The sequence below is a fragment of the Salisaeta longa DSM 21114 genome (assembly GCF_000419585.1).
In the GTDB taxonomy this organism is placed as follows: Bacteria; Bacteroidota; Rhodothermia; order Rhodothermales; family Salinibacteraceae; genus Salisaeta; species Salisaeta longa.
Genome location: NZ_ATTH01000001.1, coordinates 2,594,628 through 2,617,497 on the forward strand (window position 1 = coordinate 2,594,628; position 22,870 = coordinate 2,617,497).

Sequence of the window (22,870 nt, forward strand, 5' to 3'; positions counted from 1 at the left end):
CCGCAATCCCCAACGCCATGCCCACCGATCATTACGTTTACGACCCTCGCTTTCAAACGCCCGACGCCCAAACCGAAGCCTTTGCCGACTTTGCGGCCATCGTGCGGCAGCTCCGCCGTGACTGCCCGTGGGACCGCGCCCAGACGCACACGTCCGTGAAGGAGTTGCTGGTGGAGGAATGCTACGAGGTGGTGGCCGCCATTGAGGCGGAAGACGACCAGGCCCTGATGGAGGAGCTGGGCGACATCTTTTTGCACGTGCTGTTTCATAGCACCATCGCCGACGAGCGCGACTGCTTTACGGTGCTGGATGTGATGCGCGCCGAGATGGACAAGCTGATTCGCCGCCACCCGCACGTGTTTGGCGACGAGGCGGCCGACGATCCCGCCGCGGTGCGCGCGTCGTGGGAGCAGATTAAGCAGGCCGAGCGCGATGCTGCGGCAGACGCCACACCGGATGCTGATGAGGGCGCAGCCTCGGCGCTCGATGGCGTGCCCGCTCGGTTGCCCGCGCTCCTACAAGCGCAGCGGATGCAAGAAAAAGCCGCCGGCGTAGGCTTCGACTTTCGCACTCCCGAGGCGGCCTGGGAGAAGGTGGAGGAGGAACTGCGCGAGTGGAAGGCGACGCAGGCCAACGACGCCTCGCCCGCCCGGCAATCCGAGGAGCTGGGCGACGTGCTGTTTGCGCTGGTGAACTACGCGCGCCTCGCGGGTCACTCCGCCGAGAGTGCCCTGCGGGCTGCCAACCAGAAGTTTGCGCGGCGCTTTGGCTACATCGAAGCGCAACTGGCGCGCCGCGGCACGCCCATCGCCGAAGCAAGCACGGATACCACCGAGGCCCTTTGGAACGAAGCAAAAGCGGCCGAATCGTGATGATTTCTTTTCCGTTCCCTCATGCAGCAGCGGTAGACATTCCCCCGCCCGCTTTGGTACATTGCCCATTAGCGGCGTTCACATAGCGCCGTTCCCGCCACCGGATGCTACCAGACCGCGGATGGCCCTATGGGCAAAGTCATTGCCATTGCAAACCAGAAGGGCGGCGTGGGCAAAACCACGACGGCCATCAACCTGGCGGCTTCGCTGGCCGCTAGCGAGTACTCAACCCTGCTCATCGACATCGACCCGCAGGCCAACTGCTCCTCGGGCATTGGCGTTGACCCGCAAGACGTTGACGCCTCGGTGTACGAGGTGCTGATTGGCGACGTGAGCATCGACGAGGCGGCGCGCTCTACCGAACTTCCGTTTTTAGACCTCGTGCCCAGCCACATCAACCTGGTGGGCGCCGAGATTGAGATGATTGACGTGATGGAGCGCGAGCAGATCTTGAAGCGCGCCCTGAAGCGCGCCCGCCGCAAGTACGACGTCATCATCATCGACTGCCCGCCCTCGCTGGGGCTGCTCACGTTGAACGCCCTCACGGCGGCCGACGGCGTGCTGGTGCCCGTGCAGGCCGAATATTTTGCGCTGGAAGGCCTGGGGCAGCTGCTGAACACCATCAAGATTGTGCGGCAGCACCTGAACCCGGAGCTGGCGCTGGAGGGCGTGTTGCTGACCATGTTCGACTCGCGCCTGCGCCTTTCGAACCAAGTGGCCGACGAGGTGCGCCGCTACTTTGGCGACAAGGTATTCCAGACGATTGTGCAGCGGAACGTGCGCCTCTCGGAAGCGCCCAGCTTTGGCAAACCGGTCATTTTGCACGATGCAAGCAGCAAGGGCGCCCGCAACTACATGGCCCTGGCCCGCGAGATTCTGGACAACAACCCGGACATCGCGGGCGCCGCGGCTGGCGATACGACCGACGATGCGCCACCCCTGCCTGATGCCTCCGATGCAACACCCGCCAACGGCTTCTCGTTTTCGGAGTGATGACAGGCTTTTCGCCGCTTTACGACACACCAACGCTTTAGTATGGCTAACAAACGTGCATTAGGCAAAGGCCTCAGCGCCCTGCTTCCGTCCGACGAACAGGACGACGGGTCCTCTGGGGCCGACGCGCCGGCGCGCGCTGAGGGCAGCCGGCTGCTTGGGCGCGTGGCCGAAGTGGCCGTCGAGGCGATACGGCCCAACCCGTACCAGCCGCGGCAGTCGTTTAGCGACGAAGCCCTGGGCGAGCTGGCCGCCTCCATCGAGCAGCTGGGCATCATCCAGCCCATCACCGTGCGGGCGCTAGGCGGCGGGCAGTTTGAAATCATATCGGGCGAGCGCCGCTGGCGGGCCGCGCGCCGGGCGGGGCTGGAGCATGTGCCTGCCTTTGTGCGCAAGGCCGACTCCGAGCAGATGCTGGAGATGGCCCTTGTGGAAAACGTCCAGCGCGAGGAGCTCAACCCCATCGAGGTGGCCATGGGCTACCAGCGCCTCATCGACGAATGCAGCCTCACCCAGGAGGAGGTGTCCGAAAAGGTGGGCAAGAGCCGCTCGACGGTGGCCAACTTCCTGCGCCTCCTGAAGCTGCCGCCCCGCATTCAGGCGGCGCTGCGAGACGGCGACATCGCCCAAGGCCATGCCCGCGCGCTCATCGCCATCGACGACACCGAGGTACAGCTTACGTTTTTGCAGCGCACCATCGCCGAGGAGTGGTCGGTACGCACCGTAGAGCGCGAGGTGCGCGCGTGGCACGAGGCGCAATCTGCCGACGCCAGTGACGACGATGATGATGACGCGCCGCCCGCGCCCGATCCGGCCCCGTCGCGCAACGACCTGCAGCTCGAAGACCTGCGCAGCAAGCTCCGCTCCCGCTTCAGCACACAGGTGCGCATCCAGCACAAATCCAACGACGAAGGGCGCATCGAGCTCGCCTACTACTCGCAGGAAGACCTGGAGCGCCTGATGGAATTGCTGCTTGATGCGTAAGCCATTGCCTATGCTCCGCTGGCTTGCGTACGCGCTTATCGTTGGAGGGCTGTGGGGCGCCGCCGCGGCCCCCGTGCACGCGCAGCCCGACAGCATTCGGACGGAGATTTTGCGTCGCAAGGGCTTCGCGCCCGATCATTCGCCCCAAGGCGCCCTGTGGCGCGCACTGGCTGTGCCAAGCTGGGGGCAGTACTACAACCGGCAGTACTACAAAATGCCGTTTGTGTACGCCGGGCTGGGCGGGTTGGGCTACTCCATCGTGCGCATGAACCAGCAATACGTGCTGTATCGCCACGCGCACCTGTACAAGATTGAGACCGAGCGCACGCCCGACGCGCCCAATCCGTATGCCAACTTCGAGGACGCCTACAACAAAATCACCGCCGATTTGGGCGGGCAGGTGTCGGCCCGCGTGCTGCGTCGGCAGCGCGACAAGTACCGCCGGTGGCGCGATCTCTCGGTCGTGGGGTCGGTTATCTTTTATGGCCTCACCGTGCTCGATGCGTACGTAAGCGCGCACCTGCTCACGTTTGATGTGGGCACCGTGGAGGCGCGCGTGCTGCCCACCCCACACGGCGCAGCCGCCACGTTCTCCATCCGTTTCTGATGTGAAGCCGACTCCAAATTGATGGCGGAAGGGCTTACATCTTGTTAACATCTCGTCGCCTCAGAAACCCCATGGATCGGGAATCTATTCGGAAAGCGATTGCAGCATCCGCTGTGCATAGGTTATTTGTGATAAATGTGTGAAGCTAGGGGGCGGTGTTACCTTTGCTTTGCGTCCCGCGGCTGCACACAGACGGACTATACGATATCCGTTGCCTTTGCTATAAGTCGAGCAGCGCCCACGGCCCGTAGGCCCGGTCTGCTTATTGTACGCACGACCTCCCGATGTTTATGACCATGCCCGACCGTACGACGCCCGCCTCAGAGCCCACGCCTGCTGCCTCTCCCGAGGCACCAGCCGACGCGTCTAAACCGTCGCTGTTTGACAAGTGCCAGCGCTTTTTTGACCCCTCGGGCGACTACGCACAGTCGAAGGAAGCCGACCTTTACCCATACTTTCGCCCCATTGAGCGCAACGATGGCTCCCGTGCCGTCATGAACGGTCAAGAGCTGGTGATGGCCGGGTCGAACAACTACCTCGGGCTCACGTCCGATCCCCGCGTGAAGGCGGCCGCCCAAGAGGCCATTGCCAAGTACGGCACGGGCTGCACCGGCAGCCGCTTCCTGAATGGCACGCTCGACTTGCACTTGGAGCTGGAAGAGCGTCTGGCCGACTTCATGGGCAAAGAGGCGTGCGTTCTGTTTTCCACCGGCTACATGACCAACGAAGGCGTCATTGAGGCCGTGGCCGGTCGGGGCGATGTGATCTTCTCCGACAAGGACAACCACGCGTGCATCAACGCGGGCACGCGCACCAGCCTGGCCGACACCCGTCGCTACCGCCACAACGACATGGCGCACCTCCGGCAGATGCTGGAGCGGGTGGACGAGGAGCGCCCCGCGGCGGGCAAGCTCATCACCACCGATGGCGTCTTCTCGATGAGCGGCAAAATTGCCCGGATCCCCGAGCTCCTGCAGCTTGCCGACGAGTTTGATGCGGCCCTCATGCTCGACGACGCGCACGCCATTGGCGTCGTGGGCCCCGGCGGCACCGGCTCGGCGGCCACCTTTGGATTGAAGGACGAGGTGGACCTCATCACGGGCACCTTCTCGAAGAGCTTCTCCTCGCTGGGCGGCTTTGCCGTGGGCGACGAGGATGTCATCGAGTTCATCCGCCACGAGAGCTCGCCCCACGTGTTTAGCGCGTCGATGCCGCCGGCCAACACGGCCACCGTGCTGAAGTGTCTGGAGATTCTGCAGGACGAGCCGGAGCGCCTCGACCGCCTCTGGGAGATTTCGGAATACATGCGCGACGGGTTCCGCGAGCTGGGCTTCGACGTGTGGGACAGCGAGTCGCCCATCATCCCCGTGGTGGTGGGCGACCTGGAGACGTGCTTTACCTTCTGGCGCGACCTCATCGAGGAAGGGGTGTTTGTGAACGCGGTGGTGCCGCCCGCCGTGCCGCCCGGGCAAGCCCTCATGCGCACGTCGTACATGGCCACGCACACCGACACCGAGCTCGACCACATCCTGTCGGCCTTCCGCAAGGTGGGCCTGAAGCACGGCGTCATTGGCTCGAACGGTCACCACGCCAACGCGGCGTAACCCTACAGGCTGCTCTGTGTAGCATGAAGCGCGCTCGGGTCTCCGCCGGGCGCGCTTTTGTTGTGTCGCCGTCGTGCTCACCATCGCCCCTGTCCCCTTATGGCCGTTACCGTTCGCCCCGTCGCGGGCCGCGCCGATCGCAAGCGCTTCATCGACCTGCCCTTTCAGCTGTACCCCGGCACCTACCCGGCCTGGGTGCCGCCGCTGCGCCGCGACGTAAAGCACACCCTCGACCCGTCCAAGAATCCATTCTTCGAGCACGGCGCGATCGAGCAGTTTCTGGCGACCGACGCCTCGGGTACAGTGGTGGGGCGCATCGCAGCCATCGAGAATGGCATGCACCTGCAAAAGTACGACGACGGGGCGGGGTTCTTCGGCTTTTTTGAGTGCATTGAGGATTACGCCGTGGCCGAGGCGCTTCTCGACACGGCGGCCGCGTGGCTCCGCGACCGCAACCTGACGCACATGCGCGGGCCGGCGAACCCGTCGCTAAACGACACCGCCGGCCTGCTGGTGGATGGCTTCGAGGAAGAACCGTTCATCCTGATGCCCTACAACCCGCCGTTCTACGAGGACTTTTTGACGCGCTACGGCTTTACGCGGGCCATGACGATGTGGGCGTACTACGTCCACAAAAAGTACGTGCAGGTCGACCGCCTCAAGCGCGGCGCGGCCCTCGTACACCGGCGCACGCCCGGCCTGTCCATCCGCACGCTCAACATGGACCGCTTCGCAGAGGATGCGCGCACGATCCTCGACATCTACAACGATGCGTGGTCGGACAACTGGGGCCACGTGCCCATGACCGAGGCCGAGTTTGAGCAGCTCGCCGGCCAGATGAAGCAGATTGTAGAGCCCGACCTGGTCTTCTTAATCGAGCACGAAGGCACGCCCGTGGCGTTCTCCATCACGCTGCCCAACATCAACCGGGCCCTCAAGGAAATTCCCAGCGGGCGGCTCTTTCCGCTGGGCCTGCCCAAGCTGCTGGCCTACGCGCACTTCGGCATCTACGAATGCCGCATGCCGCTGATGGGCGTGCGCAAGGCGTTTCAGGGGAAAGGCCTGGACGCGCTGCTGGTGCTCGAAACGATTGTGGAGGGGCCGAAGCTGGGCTTTGACGCGTGCGAGATGAGCTGGGTGCTGGACAGCAACGACCGCCTCAAGAACCACGTCGAGTCGCTGGGCGCGGTGGCGGACAAAGAATACGCCATGTTCGAGCGCGGGCTGTCGTGAGGGGCGCTATATACTGTATGAAGCATCAACGAGCGAACGCGGGCGGGCCCCGGTGGTGTGAAACCGCACACTGGGCGCGGTGGACGTGATCGCCCTGGGGCGTCGCATGCTGGAAGATGGAGCCGGCGATGGCCGTGGGCGACCAGCATTAGCGAAGGATACGTTGACTTTTTCATGAGCGGTACCTAAGGTACATGAAGATCCCATTGCGCATGGAAAAACAAAGCTCCAGGAATCACAACGTCCTATGCCAACCGAGTTGACATAGCACCGGGCCCGCTACAGCCATCGCATTGAGGTTCAGGTGTTTGCGCGAAATGATAGATGCGTGCTATGTCAAGTGTGTTGATATAAGCATAGGTTATGCGGCGCAGGCGTTGCCGCTTGACCGGAACGGTCAGTTGGACAGATTTTCAGGAATGTCGATCAGCAGTGACTTATCTGCTTCGACAGCGGCGACGCGCTCGTTGTATAGATCAAGCAATGCTTTGAATTGCTTCTTGAAGGCGTCTCTCGAAAAGGCGGCAATCTCATTCAGGTTCTGCCCGATGAAGCCTTCGATGGATTGCACGCTGATATTTGGATCATGGGTCTCATGGGCAATCTGCCGGATGCTGCCCTTCATGGAATCCCTGACCATCAAGTGCACTTCATAGCCTGCCCGCAAGTCCTTTACGCATTTCTGATAGTGCCCGTCCATCGGTGCAACTGTGACGTGGAAAACGGAATCGTTGATCTCGAAGTCGCCGCGCCGCCCGGTCTGCACGTCCGCCGTTGAATAACCGTGGTTTGGAATCTCAATGTCTGGCAGGCGGAGTTGCAACTTTGCGCCAACGAGATGTTGCGCAACCGCACCGGCTTTGCTCTCTGCCTTGTCGAGCGCATCGGCTATGATTTGCGTCGCGTTGCGCGTCGGATCGTACTCGACAGCAATTCGAGCTCGCTTGCGCCATTCACATTTGGCGTATTCGCCCGCCACCCAGACCAGATGCTCCAGCATCCGCGTCAGAACGGCATTGCGGGCTTCATCGCCCAACTCGTCAAGACGGGTAGCTCGAAGCGCTTCGAGAAGTTCTTCCGCCGCGTGAAGCGAGCCAGAACTTGTGCGTCCTGCCTCTGCCGGAATGGGCCTCGTCTCGCCAAACCGCGCGAGTATTTTAGAGACGTTGTGCGGCGTCTGCATTTTGACCTGTGCGCCAGACGACGTAGTGTGCGCTTTTCGGTCGAGGTTGTAGTTCTTCAGGAGCCGGTCAAGCGTAATCAGCGCGGCGTACACGCGGCTGCGAACGGGAAGCTCGCCGTGCCGCTTTTGCGCCTCGCACCACGAGCCGAAGTGACGCAGCGCCTCTATCTCGCGCTCGTCCGCGAACGCTCCTTCGATTTCGTCTCCACTGAAATTGAGGCGTAACTGATTGTCAACATTTTTTCTGTTCATGGTCGTACCTTGCACATTTTGTCATGACAGGATCGTAAATCAAGCTCGTTGCGTTGGTAACGTGCTTCCAACGACCAAAGCGGCAAAGAAGGCGCCATGAAAGCAATGGACGACTGCAACGCACTCGCGCTCGTTGTGGCCTACTACATCTCGCGGTTCGATGCGGCGGCTTATGAACGGCTTGGGCGTAACACAAAGAAGTCCGCCCACAGAGCCGTCGGGCAGGCGCTTGGCGTAAAGGCGAGCACTGTGAAAAATATGCGGGACGAGTTCGATCCGCTGCACGACAACCCGCGTAAAGGGTGGCACAAGCGCGACCTGCGCCCCAGCCGGCAGAAGATCGTTGAGATGTTCGGCGAAATGGATGAGGAAGGACTCTACGACGTGGTGCGCGGCATTTTGCAAGATCCGACTTTCCGCGACGCAGACGACGTGCAGGAAGTTGTAAGAGAGGTGATAGAAACCGACAAAAAGCCCGTGCGAGAGTCGGCTTCACCGGCTTCTCGAATGAAAACGGGACGCATGGCTGAAGACTTCTTCATCGACTTCCATGCTGAAACCAACCGACCTGCGCCCGGCCTTCTGCACGACAGGCGCTACCATGCGTGCGGCTACGACTTCGAAATTCAGGACTCATCGGCCACCACGTTCGTAGAGGTGAAAGGAATGGCGGAACAGAGTGGAGGAATTCTATTCACGGATAAAGAATGGCGCGTGGCCTCTCAGAAATCCGGCGCTTACGTTGTGGCGCTCGTTCGCAATCTCGTCGCCACACCGGACGTCAGTTTCATCTGGAATCCCACTGCCTCTCTGGAACCGAAGCAACGCCTCTACACGACGATTCGAAGGTCGTGGACGGTTCCAGGAGCGCAGCTTTCTTAGGTTCATCAGGTTGCTTGTGGACTGTCCCTCAAGACACTGTGAGAAAGAGATTTCGGTTCCTTTGAGTTTCACGCCGATGATTTGCCGGGCAAACCGGATCTTGTTGAGCGGGAGGCTCGTGTTGCAATTTTCTTGGACAGTTGCTTCTGGCACGGTTGCCCGGAACATTTACGAATGCCTGAATCCAACCGAGATTATTGGGAAAAGAAAATCAGCCGCAACAAGCGTCGAGACCGAGAAGTTACCAATGAACTTGAGGAAAAAGGTTGGCTCGTAAAACGCATTTGGGGACACTCGATCAAAAAAGACAGAGCGCGAAAATGGTGGCTTACGCGGCTTGAGACCCTGATAGCTGAAAGAACAGGATAAATGCGCCACATAACAATTCATAGCAGCCGACGAAGGGCTTCAAAGTCTGATGCGATTGCGCGGACGTTGGCGCATCCGTAGCTTTTTCTAACCGCACTACCGCCCTTCGCGGCTGAATTCTGCCGTTATGCGGCTACATCCGAACACGGGCGATGCTGTTGTAGTTGAAGACTATCAGTTCCAGCAAAAGGAAGGTGCCAGACATGAGTGTGAAAGAAATCGAGAATGCAATCACCCAGCTTTCTCCTGAGGAACTGGCCGAGCTTTCGGCGTGGCTCGCGGATTACCAGGCGAACGTCTGGGACAAGCAGATTGAACGAGACCTTGACGCAGGACGATTGGATGCCCTCTTGGAGGAGGTCGACGAAGAGTATGAAGCTGGAGAAGCGAAACCACTGTGAAGCATTTCACTCTTCCGCGATTCTGGAAGCATTACCGCAATCTGCCCGAAGACATTCAGGAGATGGCAGATCGGAAATTCGAACTGCTCAAGTCCAATCCACGTCATCCGTCCCTGCACTTCAAGAAGATCGGAAATAAGGAGCAGCTATGGTCGGTGCGCGTCGGTCTGCATTACAGAGCGTTGGGGAGAGAGAAGCCTGAAGGGATCGTGTGGTTCTGGGTTGGGACGCACGCTGAGTACGATAGACTCATTTCTTGAACGCCAATCCGCCGCATAACCCACCGTTGCACCTGACGGTGGGCATTTCGGCGTCGTTTGCTGCTGTGCCCTTGCCAGAACGGTTTCCTTCATTTTAGGGACGCTGCCAGAGATTCCACCGCAGGTGAACTTTGCCGTTATACCGCTTAAACTAAATCACTGAGATGTCAGAAGTTTTTCAATATAAATACGAAGACCTTTTCAATCTAACTATTCAAGCTCTGAAAAATTTGGGCGGATCAGCTTCTATATCAGAAATTGAAGATCAGGTTAGTAAAATTCTCAATTTATCAGATGAAGAGATTAACGATATTCAAAAAAAGTAGAGCAAAACTAAGATACAGGTTAGCTTGAGACAGAAATTACCTTTTCATCACCGCGACCCATTCGACCGTATGATCATCGCGCAGGTGCAGGTGGAAGCCCTGTCGGTCGTGAGCAAGGATGAGGCGTTCGCGGACTACGACATTGACCTTCTGTGGTAAGACCAAGAAGCGCTATACCCCATCTCTGCTGCGGACGGCGGGCTGGTGCTCGCTGTCAAAAGGTAGCACCTCACGTGCCGCCTCTGTAAGGTAGCAGTACCCGCTTCCGCAGAGCTACACCGTTATGCCGCTATACTCGCAGCTGTGAATCATCCGATGGGTAGGGTGCGTTTTATTTTCATTGTTGCTTCATGCCCTCTCCTTTCGATGCAGGACGTGCCATGAAACGCGAAGAGATTTTCCACCGGGATCCAGACATTCAGGGTGGGGCCCCCGTCTTCACAGGGACGCGCGTTCCGGTCGACTCGCTTGTTCAGCATCTTCGGCATGGCAAGCGCCTCGACGAATTTATCGACGACTTTCCGAGCGTTCGGCGCGAGCAGGCCGAAGCGTTTTTGCAGCTGGCCGAAGAGGCCGCGCTTGCTGAAGATCACCCCCCGCGTGCGGCATGACGGTTCTTTTCGATGAAAACATCCCGCGCAAGCTCAAGTGGCGCCTCATGGAGCGAGGCATTGAGGTAGTGACCGTTCCGGAACGCGGATGGGCCGGTGTAAAGAACGGAGCGCTGCTCGACCGGAACGGAGCGCTGCTCGACCGGGCGGAAGAAGCGTTCGACGCATTGCTCACGATGGACCAGGGCATTGAGTACCAGCAGAATTTTGAAGGGCGGGAGCTGGCCATTGTGACGGTCGTAGCGCCAACCAACGAGTACGAGACACTTCTTCCACTAGTACCTGAAATTGTGGATGCAGCGCGGAAAGCAACAAAAGGCGCAGTCATATCCGTAGCGGCATAACACAACGCTGCAGGTGAAAAGCCTGCCTGCGGCTTTGCCGCTTTCAAGTGCTGGCACCACATCTGCTCGCTTCACAGTTGGAAACAGGCTTGCATCTGAGCCTCCACGTCATGCCGCAGCAATCGCCATGAGATTCTTCTCAACTCAGGAAGTGAAAGCCATGCCCCTGCGCACCGCCCTGCTCCTTCTTGCTGTGCTTTCTGGACGTCTGATTCAGCCACCTCAGCAGGCCGTTGCCCAATTCGGAGTCGAAGAAAAGCTACGTCATATTCTACTTCGGTGCTACGTCGTGCGGGTCCTGTAACCGTCCAGAGGTCATCGACGCCGTAAAGAAAATCGCATCAGAGTTTGTGCGGAGCGAGGAAGTGGTCCTCGAACCAAGCGCAGCGGCTGGGAGTCTAAATTGTGCTTCCCTCTACTTCAGCCCGTTGCTGTCATGAGCAAGTCCTACGAAATTGCCAACGAGCAGGGCGATATCGTCGTTCGCTTCAACGGCGAGCTCGTCAATCACGACGCGCTCACGCGGCTTCTTGACTTTGTCGAGCTCGAATCGATTCGCAAGCGCAGCCAGCTCAGCGCAGAGGATGCGGCGAAGCTAGCGGATGAGATCGACCGCTCGGTCTGGGAGCGCATTAAACCCAAGTACGCAGCCTCCTAACGTGTGAGTGGGCCTGTTGTCGTTGACACCAACGTTCTGTTTTCCGCTCTTCTGCGCAAAAGCGCACACTTCACGGAGGTACTTCTGACCTCCAACCGGCGTTTTCTGATCAACGAACTTGCCGTGGTTGAGCTCTTCAAGCACAAGGGGAAGATCGTGCGGCTCAGCCGTCTTGGCGACGAGGATATCGTGCACCTTTTCTACGAGCTGTTGCGCGAATTGGAGCTTTACAAGGAAGAGCTTATCGCGCCGGCCAACCGGGCCAAAGCCGCTGAGCTATGCCAGGACGTGGACCTAACCGATGCGCCGCACGTGGCCATTGCGCTTGAAACCGGAGAACGCCTCTGGACAGGCGATCAGAAACTGAAAGAAGGGCTCCGGGCCAAAGGATTCTCCCGATTTCTCGAACCGCCGCGCTAGTCTCCAGCCCCATATGACCCAGCACTGCTGCCGACGACGGGCAGCGGCTAATTTCTGACGGCGGCATTTCGGTTGCTGGCGCTGCGCCCTTCCATTGCCCTTTGCGGCAGAGATCATCCGTTATGCCAGAAGCCAAAAACACCCGTGCAGAAACCCCGCCCTCGCTAGGGGTGTAAAGGGGGCTCTTTTGAACTTATGTGAAGCAAATGAGCCCATTGAATCAGCACGACCGACGATTGAGCGGTGCATGCTGCAGAGGAGGCGCGCGCGATGGCCACCCCACGTGACGCAGGCGGATTCAGGCTGCGCGGGCTGGATACGACGCGCATCGAGACCTTTACGGACGCAGCATTCGCGTTCGCGTTGACGCTGCTTGTCATTTCGCTCGATCCGCCCACGACCATGCAGGCGCTGACCGGCGCGCTCGTACACGTGCCAGGCTTCGTTTTCAGCGCAACCCTGCTCATGGTGTTCTGGAATGGACACCACCGCTGGAGCCGGCGTTACGGCCTGGATGATGGCACGAGCATTGTGCTTAGTTGCCTTCTCGTGTTCACCATCCTCGTCTTCGTCTACCCGCTGCGCTACATGGCCCGCGCCGTCACAGGCGCCACCGCGAGCTTGATCGGCCTGCCGATTGGGCCCGACATTCGCACGCTTGGTATCACCAGCGTGCACGATGTAAACCTGATGTTCGTGATCTACGGCATCGGCTTCATGTTCATGTCCATGACTATTGCGCTGCTTAACCTGCACGCGTGGCGGCATCGCCACGCGCTGGCGCTGGATGAGACGGAGCGCATCGAGACGCGTATGGAGCTCGGTACGTGGTGCATCCTGTTCATCGCAGCTCTGCTGTCGACGATAACCGCTGCGGCCTTTCCGAATGCCCTGCCAATTGGCGGCTGGCCATACGCACTGCTTGGAATCGTGATGCCGATCTACAGGCGCCACATGAGGCAGGGCACGCGTCGGCTGCGCACGGGCGCCCCCTCGGAGCGCGCAGGCTCGTTGAGCCGCTGATTCTTCAGGCAGTGTCTCAACACCTAGGGCCCAAGGGAAGCGGAGAGGGGTGCTGCGCAGCCGCAAGGCCCTGAAGCGACACGCAACGGTCCCCTGCGGCTGGCGTATCCAACGCATCGCTTTTGTCTCTTCTTCCCCACGGCCTATGGACGTTGCGTTTGTGTACTTCGACATCGACGATACGCTGCTTGACCACCGCCACGCCGAGCGCGCGGCCCTCGCGGACGTGCGCACCCGCTACCTGGAGACGTTTGGACGCTATTCCGTCGATGAGCTCCAAACGCTTTATCACACCATCAACGCGCCGCTGTGGCGGCAGTACGCGCAGGGGGCCATTGACAAAACCGACGTAAAGGACCAGCGCTTTGTGAAGCTTCTGGAAGCGGTGGAGGCGCCGCACGCCGATGCGGCCCGCGTGGGCAGCTACTACATGCAGCGCTACGGCGCCCACTGGCGCTTCGTCCCCGGCGCCCACACGGCGTTCGAGGCCATTGCGCAGCGGTACCCGGTGGGCCTGCTCACCAACGGCTTTGCGGAGGTGCAAGCCCAAAAGCTGAAGCAATTTCCGGTGCTGGCGGAGCGCGCGCAGGCCGTGATCATCAGCGAGGAAACCGGCTACATGAAGCCGCACCCGGAGGTGTTTGCGCAGGCCAGCGCGGCCGCCGAGACGCCGCCGGAGCGCATCTTGTACGTGGGCGACTCCTTTCCCTCGGATGTACAAGGTGGGCAGCGGGCCGGGTGGCGCGTGGCCTGGTACCTGCGCGACGAGCCGCCCAAAGACGCCACCACCGACGCCCGCGGCTTCGCGTTTACGTCGTGGGCAACGCTTCGCGAGCGGCTGGGGCTTCCCGCTGCCGAATCCGCTGCGTAAGCGCCCGCAGCATGCCGCGGAAGACCCATCGGTGCACCGGGGCCACCAGGTACCAGTAGAGCGTGCCCCACAGCCCGCGCGGCTCAAAGAAGACCGTCTGCGTAATGCGCGTCTCCGCTGCGGCGGGCGTCACCTCGTACTGAAGCCATGCCCGCCCCGGCAGCTTCATCTCGGCGCGAAACCGTACCAGGCGGTTGGCCTCTAGCGCCTCAACCCGCCAGAAGTCGACGGCATCGCCGGGGCGCAGGGTCTCCGCATCGCGGCGGCCCGCGCGAAATCCGACGCCGCCCAGCAGTTGATCGATCCGTCCGCGCAGGCGCCAAAGCGAATCGGCATAGCCCCAGCCGTTGCGTCCGCCCAGCCGCTCAATTTCCGCAAACGCCGCCGCAGGCGAGGTCTGCACCGTAGCGGTGCGCGTCTCCCGAAAGAGCCCTTCGGTCACCTCCAGCGTCGGCGTATCGTCGGGGGCTGAAGGAACGGACGACTGCGCGCTGTTCCACACCGTGGGCAAATCGCCGCTCGCGGCGCGCCGCAGCGCCAGCCGCACCGCCGCCTCGTAGCTGATGGGCCGCACGCTCGGAAACATCGTCCGTGCCACCTCGGGCCGGTCGACGGTCACTTCGTTGTCGAGCCCCTCGATGAGCGGCCGCGCGATGGTCGACGACACCGGCGTGACGAAACCCACCCAGTACGACGAAAGCCGCGGCGTAAGAAACGGCACGTTGACGATGCGCCGCTTCAGCCCGCGCACCTTCGCGTAAATCTGAAACATATCGCCGTAGGTGAGCACGTCGCTGCCGCCAATCTCGATGGTCTCGCCGGTGCTCTCGGGGGTGGAGAGCGTCGCGACGAGGTACTGCAGGACGTTGCGGATGGCGATGGGCTGCGTGGGCGTTTGCACCCAGCGCGGGCACAGCATGACGGGCACGCGCTCGGTGAGCGACCGCACCAGTTCAAACGACAGGCTGCCCGATCCTACAATCACCGCCGCCCGCAGTTCGGTGACGGGCACCGGGCCCTCGCGCAGCACGTCGCCGGTTTCGAGCCGGCTGCGAAGGTGCTTCGATTGCTGCTCGCCCTTGGGCTGGATGCCGCCCAGGTAGATGATGCGCCCCACGCCGGCGTCCGCGGCTGCCGCACGCACGTTGGTCGCGGCCATCCGGTCGCGTTCGGCAAACGACGCCCCGGCGCCCAGCGAATGGATGAGATAGTACGCCGCGTCGATGCCTTGCATGGCGGGCCCAACCGTGTCGCGCTCCAGCGCATCGCCCTCCACAATCTCCACCCGATCGGCCCACGGGCGCGCCTGTACGCGGCGGGCGTCGCGCACAAAACACCGCACGCGGTAGCCCTCCCGCAGCAGGCATGGCACCAGCCGGCCGCCCACGTATCCCGTGGCGCCCGTGACCAGAATGTGTTTAGCTGCTGCCATGGTGCGGGGTCGTGTTGTGCTATTCCATTTGTTCTCTGAACGGACCACACGCCCTTCCGTGCCCGCGCGACACCATTGTTAAGGTCCGCGGCCGAATTACAGGAATATAGCACCTGCACAAGAACTCCTGCGGTCGCGCATACATTTTGATTGACACGCTGCGATTCCTTCATCTAATCCAACTGCCCCATGGCTGACGCTTCCGATGACACCCGCACGTGGCCCGAACTGGCCATTGGCCTGTACGACAAGCTGACGGGCCGCGATGCCGAGATCACCTATGAGTTTGACGACTTTGAGCTGTCGGTGCCCAGCAAGGTGGGCGATGGCGCCGACCACGCCCAGTGGCGCATGAACGGCACGCTCCGCATCCGCACGCGCGACAACGCCAGCTAACCCCGTTGCGCCCGCACCTCCGATCCCCCACAAGCCGCCCCCGCCCGTGCCGCGCCGTCCCCTCAGCATTGACGCCGATCTTTCGATTACCGTCGACGGTGCGCCGGTGACGGTGCGCGGGCGCGGAGCAACCCTCATGGTAGAGGTGCCCCGGCTGCGCACGTTCCGACAACTTGCCGATGCGGCGGGCGCAACCCGTACCGAGTGGCTCGATGCGGCGCTACGGCATGGCGACCTCACACTGGAGATCCGCTGCGACGGAACGGTGCTGGGGCGGCTGGGCGCGGGCGCCCAACCCAACGCTTCGGCGCGCCTGCTGCGTCTTGCCCAGGCCGAGGTGCACCCGGCGCGCGCGGCCCGCGTGGCCGCTCGGCATCACCCCTGGGCCGCTGCCCTTGCCGGCGCCGGTCTGGCCGCCCTGCTCCTCTGGTGGCGTCGCCGGTAAGCCCCTGATCTGCGTGGTGTGTTCATGGAAACAGTTGTTTGCCCGCTGGGCACAGCGTCTGCCACGCCGGCGCACGGTCGTCACCTTTCGGCTTGGGTGATGCAGCGCCACGGCACGCTCTACCTGTTGGATTGCGGCGAGGGCACACAGTACCGACTGCGCGAGGAAGGCTACGCGCTGGCACGCATCGCAGCCATCTTCATCACGCACCTCCACGGCGATCACTGCTTCGGATTGCCCGGCCTCCTCTCCTCGATGGCCCTCAACCAGCGCCAGGCCCCGCTTACGCTTGTCGCCCCGGCGCCCCTCGATTCCATGCTGCAGGCACTGCCCGGCCTGGATCCCGACCGGCAGCCGTTTCCTATTGAGCGCGTGCTGCTCGACGAATCGCTCACGCAGCAGACGGTGTACGCCGCGGACGGGCTCCGCGTGACGGCGCGCCCGCTGACGCACCGGACGTTTACCGCGGGCTATCGGGTGGACGAAGACGATCGGCCGGGGCGCTTCTTTCCGGAAAAGGCCCGGGCGCTGGGCGTCACGGACGAACGCCTCTTTGGCACCCTGCAGCGCGGCACCCCCGTGACGCGCGACGACGGCACCGTGGTGCATCCGCGCGACGTTATGGGGCCGCCGCGACCGGGCGTTACGTGGGCGTACGTCACCGATACGCGTCCGTGTGCCGCGGGCCGCGCGCTGGCCCGCCACGCCGACCTCCTCGTGCACGACGCCACATTCAGCGAAGCGCACCGCGCCCGCGCCGCCGACACCGGCCACAGCACCGCCCGCGAGGCGGCCCGCGTAGCGCAAGCCGCCGGGGCCAAGCAGCTTGCGCTCACCCACTTCAGTGCCCGCTACCCCACCCCCGAGGTACTTGTGGAAGAGGCACGTGACGTATTCAGCGCGTCGGTGGCCGCCGAAGAGGGTCGGCCCTTCGTGCTCGACCCGCGCGAGACATCCCGCGAATCGTGAAAGCCCGGGCAACAAGCGGCCCGCGGCTGGCACGTGGCGCAACATGGATTTGCCGGTGTGAGTTGGGCAACTGTTCTGGACCTCCGATCTTTGGCCTCCTGCACGTGGCTTCTTCGTCTACAACCGACGCACGCACCGAAGAGCAGAAGCTGGATGCGCTCAACGGTACCCTCTTGCGCCGCATGATCGCGACGCTCGCGCCCTATCGCGGGTGGGTGGTGCTTGCGCTCGTCATTACCGTTACCGCGTCGCTGCTGGGGCCGCTGCGCCCGTGGCTCATCCAGCAGGCCATCGACAACTACATCGTGACGGGCGACCTCGACGGCCTGGGGCGCATCATTGGCTTTCTGGTGCTTGCGCTCGTGGGCGAAGGCGTGTTTGCGTTCGGCAAAAACTACCTTACGCAGTGGATCGGCCAGCACGCCATCGACGACCTGCGCACGCGCGTCTTCGAGCACATCCAGCGGCAGCCCCTGTCGTTTTTCGACCGCACGCCCATCGGCAAGCTCATCACGCGCACCACGAGCGACGTGCAGGCCCTCAGCGACCTGCTCTCCTCCGGCGTGGTCGTCATTTTGGGCGACAGCATGCGCGTGCTGTTCATCGCCGCCTTCATGTTCTACTACAACGTGACGCTCGCCCTCGTCACGCTGGCCGTGCTGCCGCTCATGATTGCGGTGACGGCGTGGTTTCGCAAAAACGCGCGGGCCATGTACCGCGAGACGCGCAAGCAGGTCTCACGCATGAATGCGTTCATCCAAGAGCACGTCACCGGGATGGCCATCGTGCAGCTCTTTGGGCGCGAGGCCGACGAGATGGAGCGCTTCCGGTCGATCAACGACGACCACCGGCAGGCGCAAATCAAAACCATCTTCTACTTCGCCGTCTTTTGGCCGGCGGTTCAAATTGTATCGGATGTGGCCCTGGGCGCCGTTCTGTGGTTTGGCGGGCTGCGCTCCATGACCGGCACGCTCACGCTGGGCGTGCTCATTGCGTTCTTGCAGTACGTGCGGCAGTTCTTCCAGCCCATCCGCAACCTCTCCAACCAGTACGACACGCTGCAGCGCGCCCTTTCGGGGGCGGAACGCATCTACGGGCTGGTCGATGAGGACGAACGCCTCGCCGAGCGCGACGACCCGGTGACGCTGGACGCCGTGGCGGGCCGGATCGAGTTTCGGAACGTCTGGTTTGCGTACGAGGACGATGCGGAGGGCGCCCCCGACTGGATTCTGAAGGACGTGTCATTCACGGTGGAGCCCGGCGAGACGCTCGCTTTGGTGGGCGCCACGGGCGCGGGCAAGTCGACCGTGATGAACGTGCTGCTGCGGTTTTATGACGTGCAGCGAGGCGACATCTTCCTCGACGGCGTAAACATCCGCGACCTGCGCCTCGATGATCTCCGCCAGCACCTGGGATTGGTGTTGCAAGACGTATTTTTGTTCTCGGGCTCCGTAGAGCGGAATCTGACGCTGGGCGACGACACCATCGACCCCGACACGATGAAGCGCGCGGCCGATTTGGTGCAAGCCAGCGACTTTATCGAGCGCCTGCCCAACGGCTATCAGCAAGACGTGAAAGAGCGCGGGTCGTCGCTTTCGCACGGGCAGCGGCAGCTCTTGGCGTTTGTGCGGGCGCTGCTGTACGATCCAGCGGTGATGGTGCTCGACGAAGCCACCTCCAGCGTAGACACCGAGACGGAGCAGCTCATTCAGAACGCGCTGGAGCGCCTGACCGAAAACCGCACCACGCTGGCTATCGCGCACCGCCTCTCCACCATCCGCGATGCCGATCAGATTTTGGTGATGCACAAAGGCGAGATTCGCGAGCGCGGCACCCATCAGGAGCTGCTGGCTCACGAGGGCCTGTACCGCAAGCTGTACGATCTGCAGTACCGCGATCAGGAGCGCGCGGCCGCTGCGTAGCCGCGCCGCGGAGGGTTACCCGCGGGTCGAATTGTTTGCATCGCCCGCCGCATGCCAATCCGCGAGCACCTCGTCGGTCGTTCCAATTGCTGCAAACGTGTCATGCAGGTTTGCCAGTGCTGCCGCATGCAGGCCCTCGGCGTTTATGATGGGGGCAACACGGACACAACCCCACGGCGCGTGTGTCCGTCGGCCTGCACCCGGTAGCCGTACACGCCAGGCGGTAGGCTGTGTACGGAGAGCGCGTGGCGGTTGTAGCCCGCGCGTAGCGGCATCGTCTGGGCTATCTGCACCCGTCCGAGCCGGTCGACGAGGGTGATGCGGGCGTGGCGCGCCCCCGCCGCGGCGCGCACTACAACCTGCACCCGGCGGGTGGCCCGCAGCGGGTACGGCGGTTCGATTTGCGTGAGCGGCGGCGGCCAGAGGCGCGTCCATGCCACCGCGGTGCGCACGGCGGCCGTGCCGTCTGCGATGCCCCAGCCCGTGCGGTTGTTGGGGCGGCCCGGGTGCGAGGCCGTCTGCCGCAGGATGGCCCGCACCTGGAGGGGCCGGAGGCGCGGGTTGGCCTGCAGCATCTGCGCTGCGATGCCGCTCACCATGGGCGCGGCAAACGAGGTCCCGCCGCCGCGCACAAACGTATCGCGGCCGTTGGCAACAGCAACGCGCGTGCCCAGCGCTGCTACGTCGGGTTTGATGCGGCCGTCGGCCGTGGGGCCGCGTGCGCTAAACGAAGCGCGCGACGAGTCGGGGCGGACGGCGCCCACGGTGATCACCGAGTCGGCATCGGCCGGCGTGCCCACATAGTACCAGCAGCGTTCGGCGCGCGCGCAGCCGCCGTTGCCCGCGCTTGTAACGACCGTTACGCCCAGGGCCGCGGCCCGGTCGGCCGCACGCGTCGTCACCGCCGTGTCGCCATCCAGCGCCGCCGGCATGTAGCTGCGTTCCCCCTCATCGAAGCGCGTGTAGCCCAGCGAGATGTTGACGACATCCACCCCTTGGCGCTCCAGCCACTCCAGGCCCGCCACAAAAAAGTCCTCTTCGATATTCCGCTCGTAGGGGGTGTGCTCGGTCGTTGCGGCCCACACGGTAGCGCCGTGCGCCGGCCCCACGTAGCGCCCCGGCTGGTAGCCCACCGCAACCGAGGCCACCATCTGGCCATGCTGGCCCTGCTGCGTGCCCGGCGTAAAATCGCGCAGCCCGCGCAGGCGGCCCGAGGCGCGCAGGGGCGCAAACACCGTGTGTTGGAAGCCGCGATACGAGGCATCCATAAACCCGAGGTGCACGCCGCGGCCATCGAAACCGTCGTCGAGGGCGCGCACGGCGTTTACGGTTGCGAGCTGCAACCCCGCGAGGCCCGGCTGTACCACCTCCGGAGCGCGCACGGCGGTCCGCTGCAACCGAAGGCCCAGCGGCTGCACCCGGCGCACCATCGGCAGCGCCTCCACCGCCCGGCGCTCCGCGGGCGTCAAGGCCACGCTTACAGCGCCCAGCCACCGGCTGACGGTGCGTAGCGGACCGGCGGTTGCCCGCAGCGCGCGCTGGGTAGCAGGCGGTAGCTGCCAGCAGTGCACGCCGTTGCGCCCCCGTAGCGCGCGCCGGGCCCGGGCCGCATCGGTCCCCGGACACGCCGCCGGCTGCCGCTCCAAAAACACCCAGAACGTGCGCTCCGCATCCGCAGGTGCCGACTGTCCGTGCGCCGCCCCCGCCGTGCAGAGCACGAGAAGCCCCAGGCTCCAAAGTATTCGGCCGGTGCGCATGACTACAGGTACGGGACGATCAGATAGCCCATGTAGGCCACAAAGCCGCTTACCAGCAAGCCCCCCTCCCAGCGCGCCAACTCGTAATGGGTGCGCGCCAGGGGCAACAGCAACAATGCAAATCCAATCATCACCGGAAAGTGAATCCGCAGCGCTGCAGCATCCACATCCAGCGGACGAAACAGCGCCACGAGGCCCACCACAAACAGGACGTTGAGCATGTTGCTGCCCACCACGTTGCCAAACGAGAGATCGGCTTCGTCTTTGAGCGTGCCCACGAGCGACGCGGCCAGCTCGGGCAGGCTCGTGCCCAGCGCCACCACGGTGAGGCCCACCACGGCATGATCGATGCCGAAGCGGTCGGCCATCGAGACGGCGCTCTCCACCATCCAGTGTGCGCCAACGGCCAGCCCCACAATGCCGCCCACGATGTAGAGCGTGCGGCGGACGCCAGAGACGCCGACCTCCTCGGCAGACACCGCCTCGGCCGTGCGGCCCTGCGACGCCAGGTACGTAAGCAGCGCCACCAGGCCCACCAGCAGGATGCCGCCGTCGAGCGCCGTAACCGCGCCGTCCCACGCCAATCCGTAAAACACGAGCATGGTAAGCAGCATGAACGGATACTCCTTTTTGAGCACCGGCGCCTGCACGGTAAGCGGCACCACCAACGCGCAGACGCCCAGGATAAGCGCGATGTTGGCAATGTTGGAGCCCACGATGTTGCCCAGCGCCAGCGCCGACTCGCCCTGTACGGCGGCAAGGAGGTTCACCACAAACTCGGGCATCGAGGTGCCCAGCGCCACGATGGTGAGGCCTACCAGGATGGGACGGATGCCGTAGCGGAGTGCGACGCTTGACGCCCCGGCAATGAGGCCCTCCGCTCCGTAGTACAGCGCGATGAGCCCAACAACGAACAGTGCAACATCAACCAGCATGGACGTATCCGAAAAGGGTCAGGAGGTTAAGCGTTCAGCATTGTGCGCCCGTTAAACGAATCGGGCAGGAGGTCGGGGACGGCTGCCTGATGAACCGCCGAGTCATCGCCACGATCCATAATGACCGTGGCCTGCGGCGCGTGCTCCACGAGCCATTGCCGGCAGGCCCCGCAGGGCGACCCGTGGGGATCGCGCAGGCAGGTAAGGTAGAGCCGATCGGCCGGGTGCAAGCCATATGAGCGGGCCGTGCCCAGGGCATTGCGCTCGGCACACAGGATGCGCGCCCAGTCCGGATGCTCCACGTTCACCCCGGACACCCACCCGTTCGTTGTTTCGAGCACAGCGCCCACCGGAAACGCCGAAGCCGGGACATAGGCCCGCTCCGCCACGCGGCGCGCCAGGGCCCGGCCGGCCGCGTCATCAACCGGCGCCGCCTCCAAGAGCGGCGACAGCGGATCGCCGATCTGCTCGGGCCCGTGCCTGCCGTGCACGTGCCACACGCGGTCGGTTGTCGGCGTGAGGGGCACGGAAAGCCCTTCCAGGTAGGTGGCCTCCTCGGGGCGCACGGGCCGGCTGCAGGCCACGCCCACGATGCGCGCGGTGGCCTGCAGCGCCACCGCCGTGGTGAACGCGTTGTGCAGCGCAGGCAGGGTGAGCGAGAACGACGCGCTCTCGACGCGCACGCCGGGAATCCAGTGGCCGTCGGTGAGGAGCAGCGCAGCGCCCACCGGTGCCTCCGAGAAGGGAACGTACGCCCGTGGGGCCGCCGTTTCGGCACAGTTCAAGAGGGCGGCGAGCCAGGGGGGCGAAGCATCCATACGGCGTGCGGCGGGGCAATCGGGAATCCAGGGACCGGCAGTATCGCTTGATTCACCGAAAGTTTCGCAGAACGCGGCTTGCATTGGCGCGGCCGGCGCGCAAGGTTGTACGGCAGCGGCCCAGTGCGTATGCTAAAGCACGCACGCAATTGGAGCAGCTGTAGCATAGGCCGGAGTGGCGGAATCGGCAGACGCAACGGACTTAAAATCCGTTGGTGCTTGTGCACCGTGTGGGTTCGAGTCCCACCTCCGGCACCATTTCGAGGGACCAAATGCCTTGAGCTGTCTGGAATCGGCGGCCCG

At 63.1% G+C, this 22,870-nt stretch carries 25 protein-coding genes, 1 tRNA gene and 2 pseudogenes; 23 read left to right on the forward strand and 5 right to left on the reverse strand.

Annotation, left to right across the window (positions count from 1 at the left end):
- Positions 1 to 17: 17 nt before the first annotated feature.
- The 6 genes from mazG (at position 18) to SALLO_RS0110840 (ending at position 6,293) form a co-directional block, all read left to right on the forward strand.
- Positions 18 to 872, forward strand: a complete 855-nt coding sequence (gene mazG, locus SALLO_RS0110815) for a nucleoside triphosphate pyrophosphohydrolase (RefSeq protein ID WP_022836321.1) — start codon at positions 18 to 20, stop codon at positions 870 to 872.
- A 129-nt stretch (positions 873 to 1,001) separates the two neighbouring features.
- The gene (locus SALLO_RS16720) at positions 1,002 to 1,865 is read left to right on the forward strand and encodes a ParA family protein (RefSeq protein WP_022836322.1); all 864 of its coding nucleotides are present in this window, start codon (positions 1,002 to 1,004) and stop codon (positions 1,863 to 1,865) included.
- Between the two features lie 42 nt (positions 1,866 to 1,907).
- The gene (locus tag SALLO_RS0110825; RefSeq protein ID WP_022836323.1) at positions 1,908 to 2,849 is read left to right on the forward strand and encodes a ParB/RepB/Spo0J family partition protein; all 942 of its coding nucleotides are present in this window, start codon (positions 1,908 to 1,910) and stop codon (positions 2,847 to 2,849) included.
- Between the two features lie 10 nt (positions 2,850 to 2,859).
- Positions 2,860 to 3,456, forward strand: coding sequence for a DUF5683 domain-containing protein (locus SALLO_RS16725; RefSeq protein ID WP_051141368.1), 597 nt, complete (start codon positions 2,860 to 2,862; stop codon positions 3,454 to 3,456).
- Between the two features lie 296 nt (positions 3,457 to 3,752).
- Positions 3,753 to 5,060, forward strand: coding sequence for an aminotransferase class I/II-fold pyridoxal phosphate-dependent enzyme (locus tag SALLO_RS0110835; protein ID WP_040606263.1), 1,308 nt, complete (start codon positions 3,753 to 3,755; stop codon positions 5,058 to 5,060).
- A gap of 99 nt (positions 5,061 to 5,159) precedes the next feature.
- Positions 5,160 to 6,293 (forward strand): GNAT family N-acetyltransferase, encoded by a 1,134-nt coding sequence (locus SALLO_RS0110840; protein WP_022836326.1) that lies wholly within the window; start codon positions 5,160 to 5,162, stop codon positions 6,291 to 6,293.
- A gap of 397 nt (positions 6,294 to 6,690) precedes the next feature.
- Here the strand turns inward: SALLO_RS0110840 and SALLO_RS0110845 are convergent, their stop codons facing one another.
- A complete protein-coding gene (locus SALLO_RS0110845; protein WP_022836327.1) occupies positions 6,691 to 7,728 on the reverse strand; it encodes a DUF4928 family protein in 1,038 nt (345 codons plus the stop codon).
- A 96-nt stretch (positions 7,729 to 7,824) separates the two neighbouring features.
- Between SALLO_RS0110845 and SALLO_RS0110850 the strand changes: the two genes are divergently transcribed.
- The 12 genes and pseudogenes from SALLO_RS0110850 (at position 7,825) to SALLO_RS0110900 (ending at position 13,893) form a co-directional block, all read left to right on the forward strand.
- Positions 7,825 to 8,610, forward strand: a complete 786-nt coding sequence (locus SALLO_RS0110850; RefSeq protein WP_028567162.1) for a DUF3883 domain-containing protein — start codon at positions 7,825 to 7,827, stop codon at positions 8,608 to 8,610.
- Between the two features lie 72 nt (positions 8,611 to 8,682).
- A pseudogene (locus SALLO_RS18950) lies at positions 8,683 to 8,979 on the forward strand (hypothetical protein); the annotation flags it as partial.
- 203 nt (positions 8,980 to 9,182) lie between these two features.
- Positions 9,183 to 9,380, forward strand: coding sequence for a hypothetical protein (locus SALLO_RS0110855; RefSeq protein ID WP_022836330.1), 198 nt, complete (start codon positions 9,183 to 9,185; stop codon positions 9,378 to 9,380).
- Positions 9,377 to 9,640: a ParE family toxin-like protein gene (locus SALLO_RS18955; protein WP_022836331.1), complete on the forward strand. Its 264-nt coding sequence runs from the start codon at positions 9,377 to 9,379 to the stop codon at positions 9,638 to 9,640. The genes SALLO_RS0110855 and SALLO_RS18955 overlap by 4 nt, the downstream gene beginning before the upstream one ends.
- A gap of 164 nt (positions 9,641 to 9,804) precedes the next feature.
- On the forward strand, positions 9,805 to 9,966 hold the full coding sequence (locus tag SALLO_RS18475) for a hypothetical protein (protein WP_157621409.1): 162 nt from the start codon (positions 9,805 to 9,807) through the stop codon (positions 9,964 to 9,966).
- 36 nt (positions 9,967 to 10,002) lie between these two features.
- Positions 10,003 to 10,125, forward strand: a pseudogene (locus SALLO_RS18960) (PIN domain nuclease); the annotation flags it as partial.
- 221 nt (positions 10,126 to 10,346) lie between these two features.
- Positions 10,347 to 10,577, forward strand: a complete 231-nt coding sequence (locus SALLO_RS18965; RefSeq protein ID WP_022836333.1) for a DUF433 domain-containing protein — start codon at positions 10,347 to 10,349, stop codon at positions 10,575 to 10,577.
- Positions 10,574 to 10,921, forward strand: coding sequence for a DUF5615 family PIN-like protein (locus SALLO_RS0110875; RefSeq protein ID WP_022836334.1), 348 nt, complete (start codon positions 10,574 to 10,576; stop codon positions 10,919 to 10,921). The genes SALLO_RS18965 and SALLO_RS0110875 overlap by 4 nt, the downstream gene beginning before the upstream one ends.
- 436 nt (positions 10,922 to 11,357) lie before the next feature.
- The gene (locus tag SALLO_RS0110885; RefSeq protein ID WP_022836336.1) at positions 11,358 to 11,579 is read left to right on the forward strand and encodes a hypothetical protein; all 222 of its coding nucleotides are present in this window, start codon (positions 11,358 to 11,360) and stop codon (positions 11,577 to 11,579) included.
- Positions 11,580 to 11,582: 3 nt separating this feature from the next.
- Positions 11,583 to 11,999: a PIN domain-containing protein gene (locus tag SALLO_RS0110890; protein WP_022836337.1), complete on the forward strand. Its 417-nt coding sequence runs from the start codon at positions 11,583 to 11,585 to the stop codon at positions 11,997 to 11,999.
- Positions 12,000 to 12,269: 270 nt separating this feature from the next.
- Positions 12,270 to 13,022 (forward strand): TMEM175 family protein, encoded by a 753-nt coding sequence (locus SALLO_RS0110895; RefSeq protein ID WP_028567163.1) that lies wholly within the window; start codon positions 12,270 to 12,272, stop codon positions 13,020 to 13,022.
- Positions 13,023 to 13,167: 145 nt separating this feature from the next.
- Positions 13,168 to 13,893, forward strand: coding sequence for an HAD family hydrolase (locus SALLO_RS0110900; protein ID WP_022836339.1), 726 nt, complete (start codon positions 13,168 to 13,170; stop codon positions 13,891 to 13,893).
- Here the strand turns inward: SALLO_RS0110900 and SALLO_RS0110905 are convergent.
- The gene (locus SALLO_RS0110905) at positions 13,832 to 15,325 is read right to left on the reverse strand and encodes an SDR family oxidoreductase (protein WP_022836340.1); all 1,494 of its coding nucleotides are present in this window, start codon (positions 15,323 to 15,325) and stop codon (positions 13,832 to 13,834) included. The genes SALLO_RS0110900 and SALLO_RS0110905 overlap by 62 nt on opposite strands.
- A gap of 189 nt (positions 15,326 to 15,514) precedes the next feature.
- Here SALLO_RS0110905 and SALLO_RS0110910 point away from each other — a divergent pair, with 189 nt between their 5' ends.
- The 4 genes from SALLO_RS0110910 (at position 15,515) to SALLO_RS0110925 (ending at position 19,057) form a co-directional block, all read left to right on the forward strand.
- On the forward strand, positions 15,515 to 15,721 hold the full coding sequence (locus tag SALLO_RS0110910) for a hypothetical protein (protein WP_022836341.1): 207 nt from the start codon (positions 15,515 to 15,517) through the stop codon (positions 15,719 to 15,721).
- Positions 15,722 to 15,767: 46 nt separating this feature from the next.
- Entirely contained in the window at positions 15,768 to 16,166 is a 399-nt protein-coding gene (locus SALLO_RS0110915) for a hypothetical protein (protein ID WP_022836342.1), read from the forward strand.
- Between the two features lie 24 nt (positions 16,167 to 16,190).
- A complete protein-coding gene (locus SALLO_RS0110920) occupies positions 16,191 to 17,135 on the forward strand; it encodes a ribonuclease Z (RefSeq protein WP_022836343.1) in 945 nt (314 codons plus the stop codon).
- Positions 17,136 to 17,239: 104 nt separating this feature from the next.
- Complete coding sequence (locus SALLO_RS0110925) at positions 17,240 to 19,057, forward strand: ABC transporter ATP-binding protein (protein ID WP_228702805.1); 1,818 nt, start codon at positions 17,240 to 17,242, stop codon at positions 19,055 to 19,057.
- Between the two features lie 143 nt (positions 19,058 to 19,200).
- Here the strand turns inward: SALLO_RS0110925 and SALLO_RS16730 are convergent, their stop codons facing one another.
- The 3 genes from SALLO_RS16730 to SALLO_RS17875 are packed head-to-tail and all read right to left on the reverse strand — an operon-like array spanning position 19,201 to position 22,567.
- Positions 19,201 to 20,814, reverse strand: a complete 1,614-nt coding sequence (locus SALLO_RS16730; RefSeq protein WP_051141369.1) for a S8 family serine peptidase — start codon at positions 20,812 to 20,814, stop codon at positions 19,201 to 19,203.
- Positions 20,815 to 20,816: 2 nt separating this feature from the next.
- Positions 20,817 to 21,749 carry a calcium/sodium antiporter gene (locus tag SALLO_RS0110935; protein WP_022836346.1) on the reverse strand — a complete coding sequence of 311 codons (933 nt, stop codon included), beginning with the start codon at positions 21,747 to 21,749 and terminating at the stop codon, positions 20,817 to 20,819.
- Between the two features lie 26 nt (positions 21,750 to 21,775).
- Positions 21,776 to 22,567 carry a cytidine deaminase gene (locus SALLO_RS17875; RefSeq protein ID WP_051141370.1) on the reverse strand — a complete coding sequence of 264 codons (792 nt, stop codon included), beginning with the start codon at positions 22,565 to 22,567 and terminating at the stop codon, positions 21,776 to 21,778.
- Between the two features lie 169 nt (positions 22,568 to 22,736).
- Here SALLO_RS17875 and SALLO_RS0110945 point away from each other — a divergent pair.
- Positions 22,737 to 22,825: transfer RNA gene (locus SALLO_RS0110945), tRNA-Leu, on the forward strand.
- Positions 22,826 to 22,870: the final 45 nt, after the last annotated feature.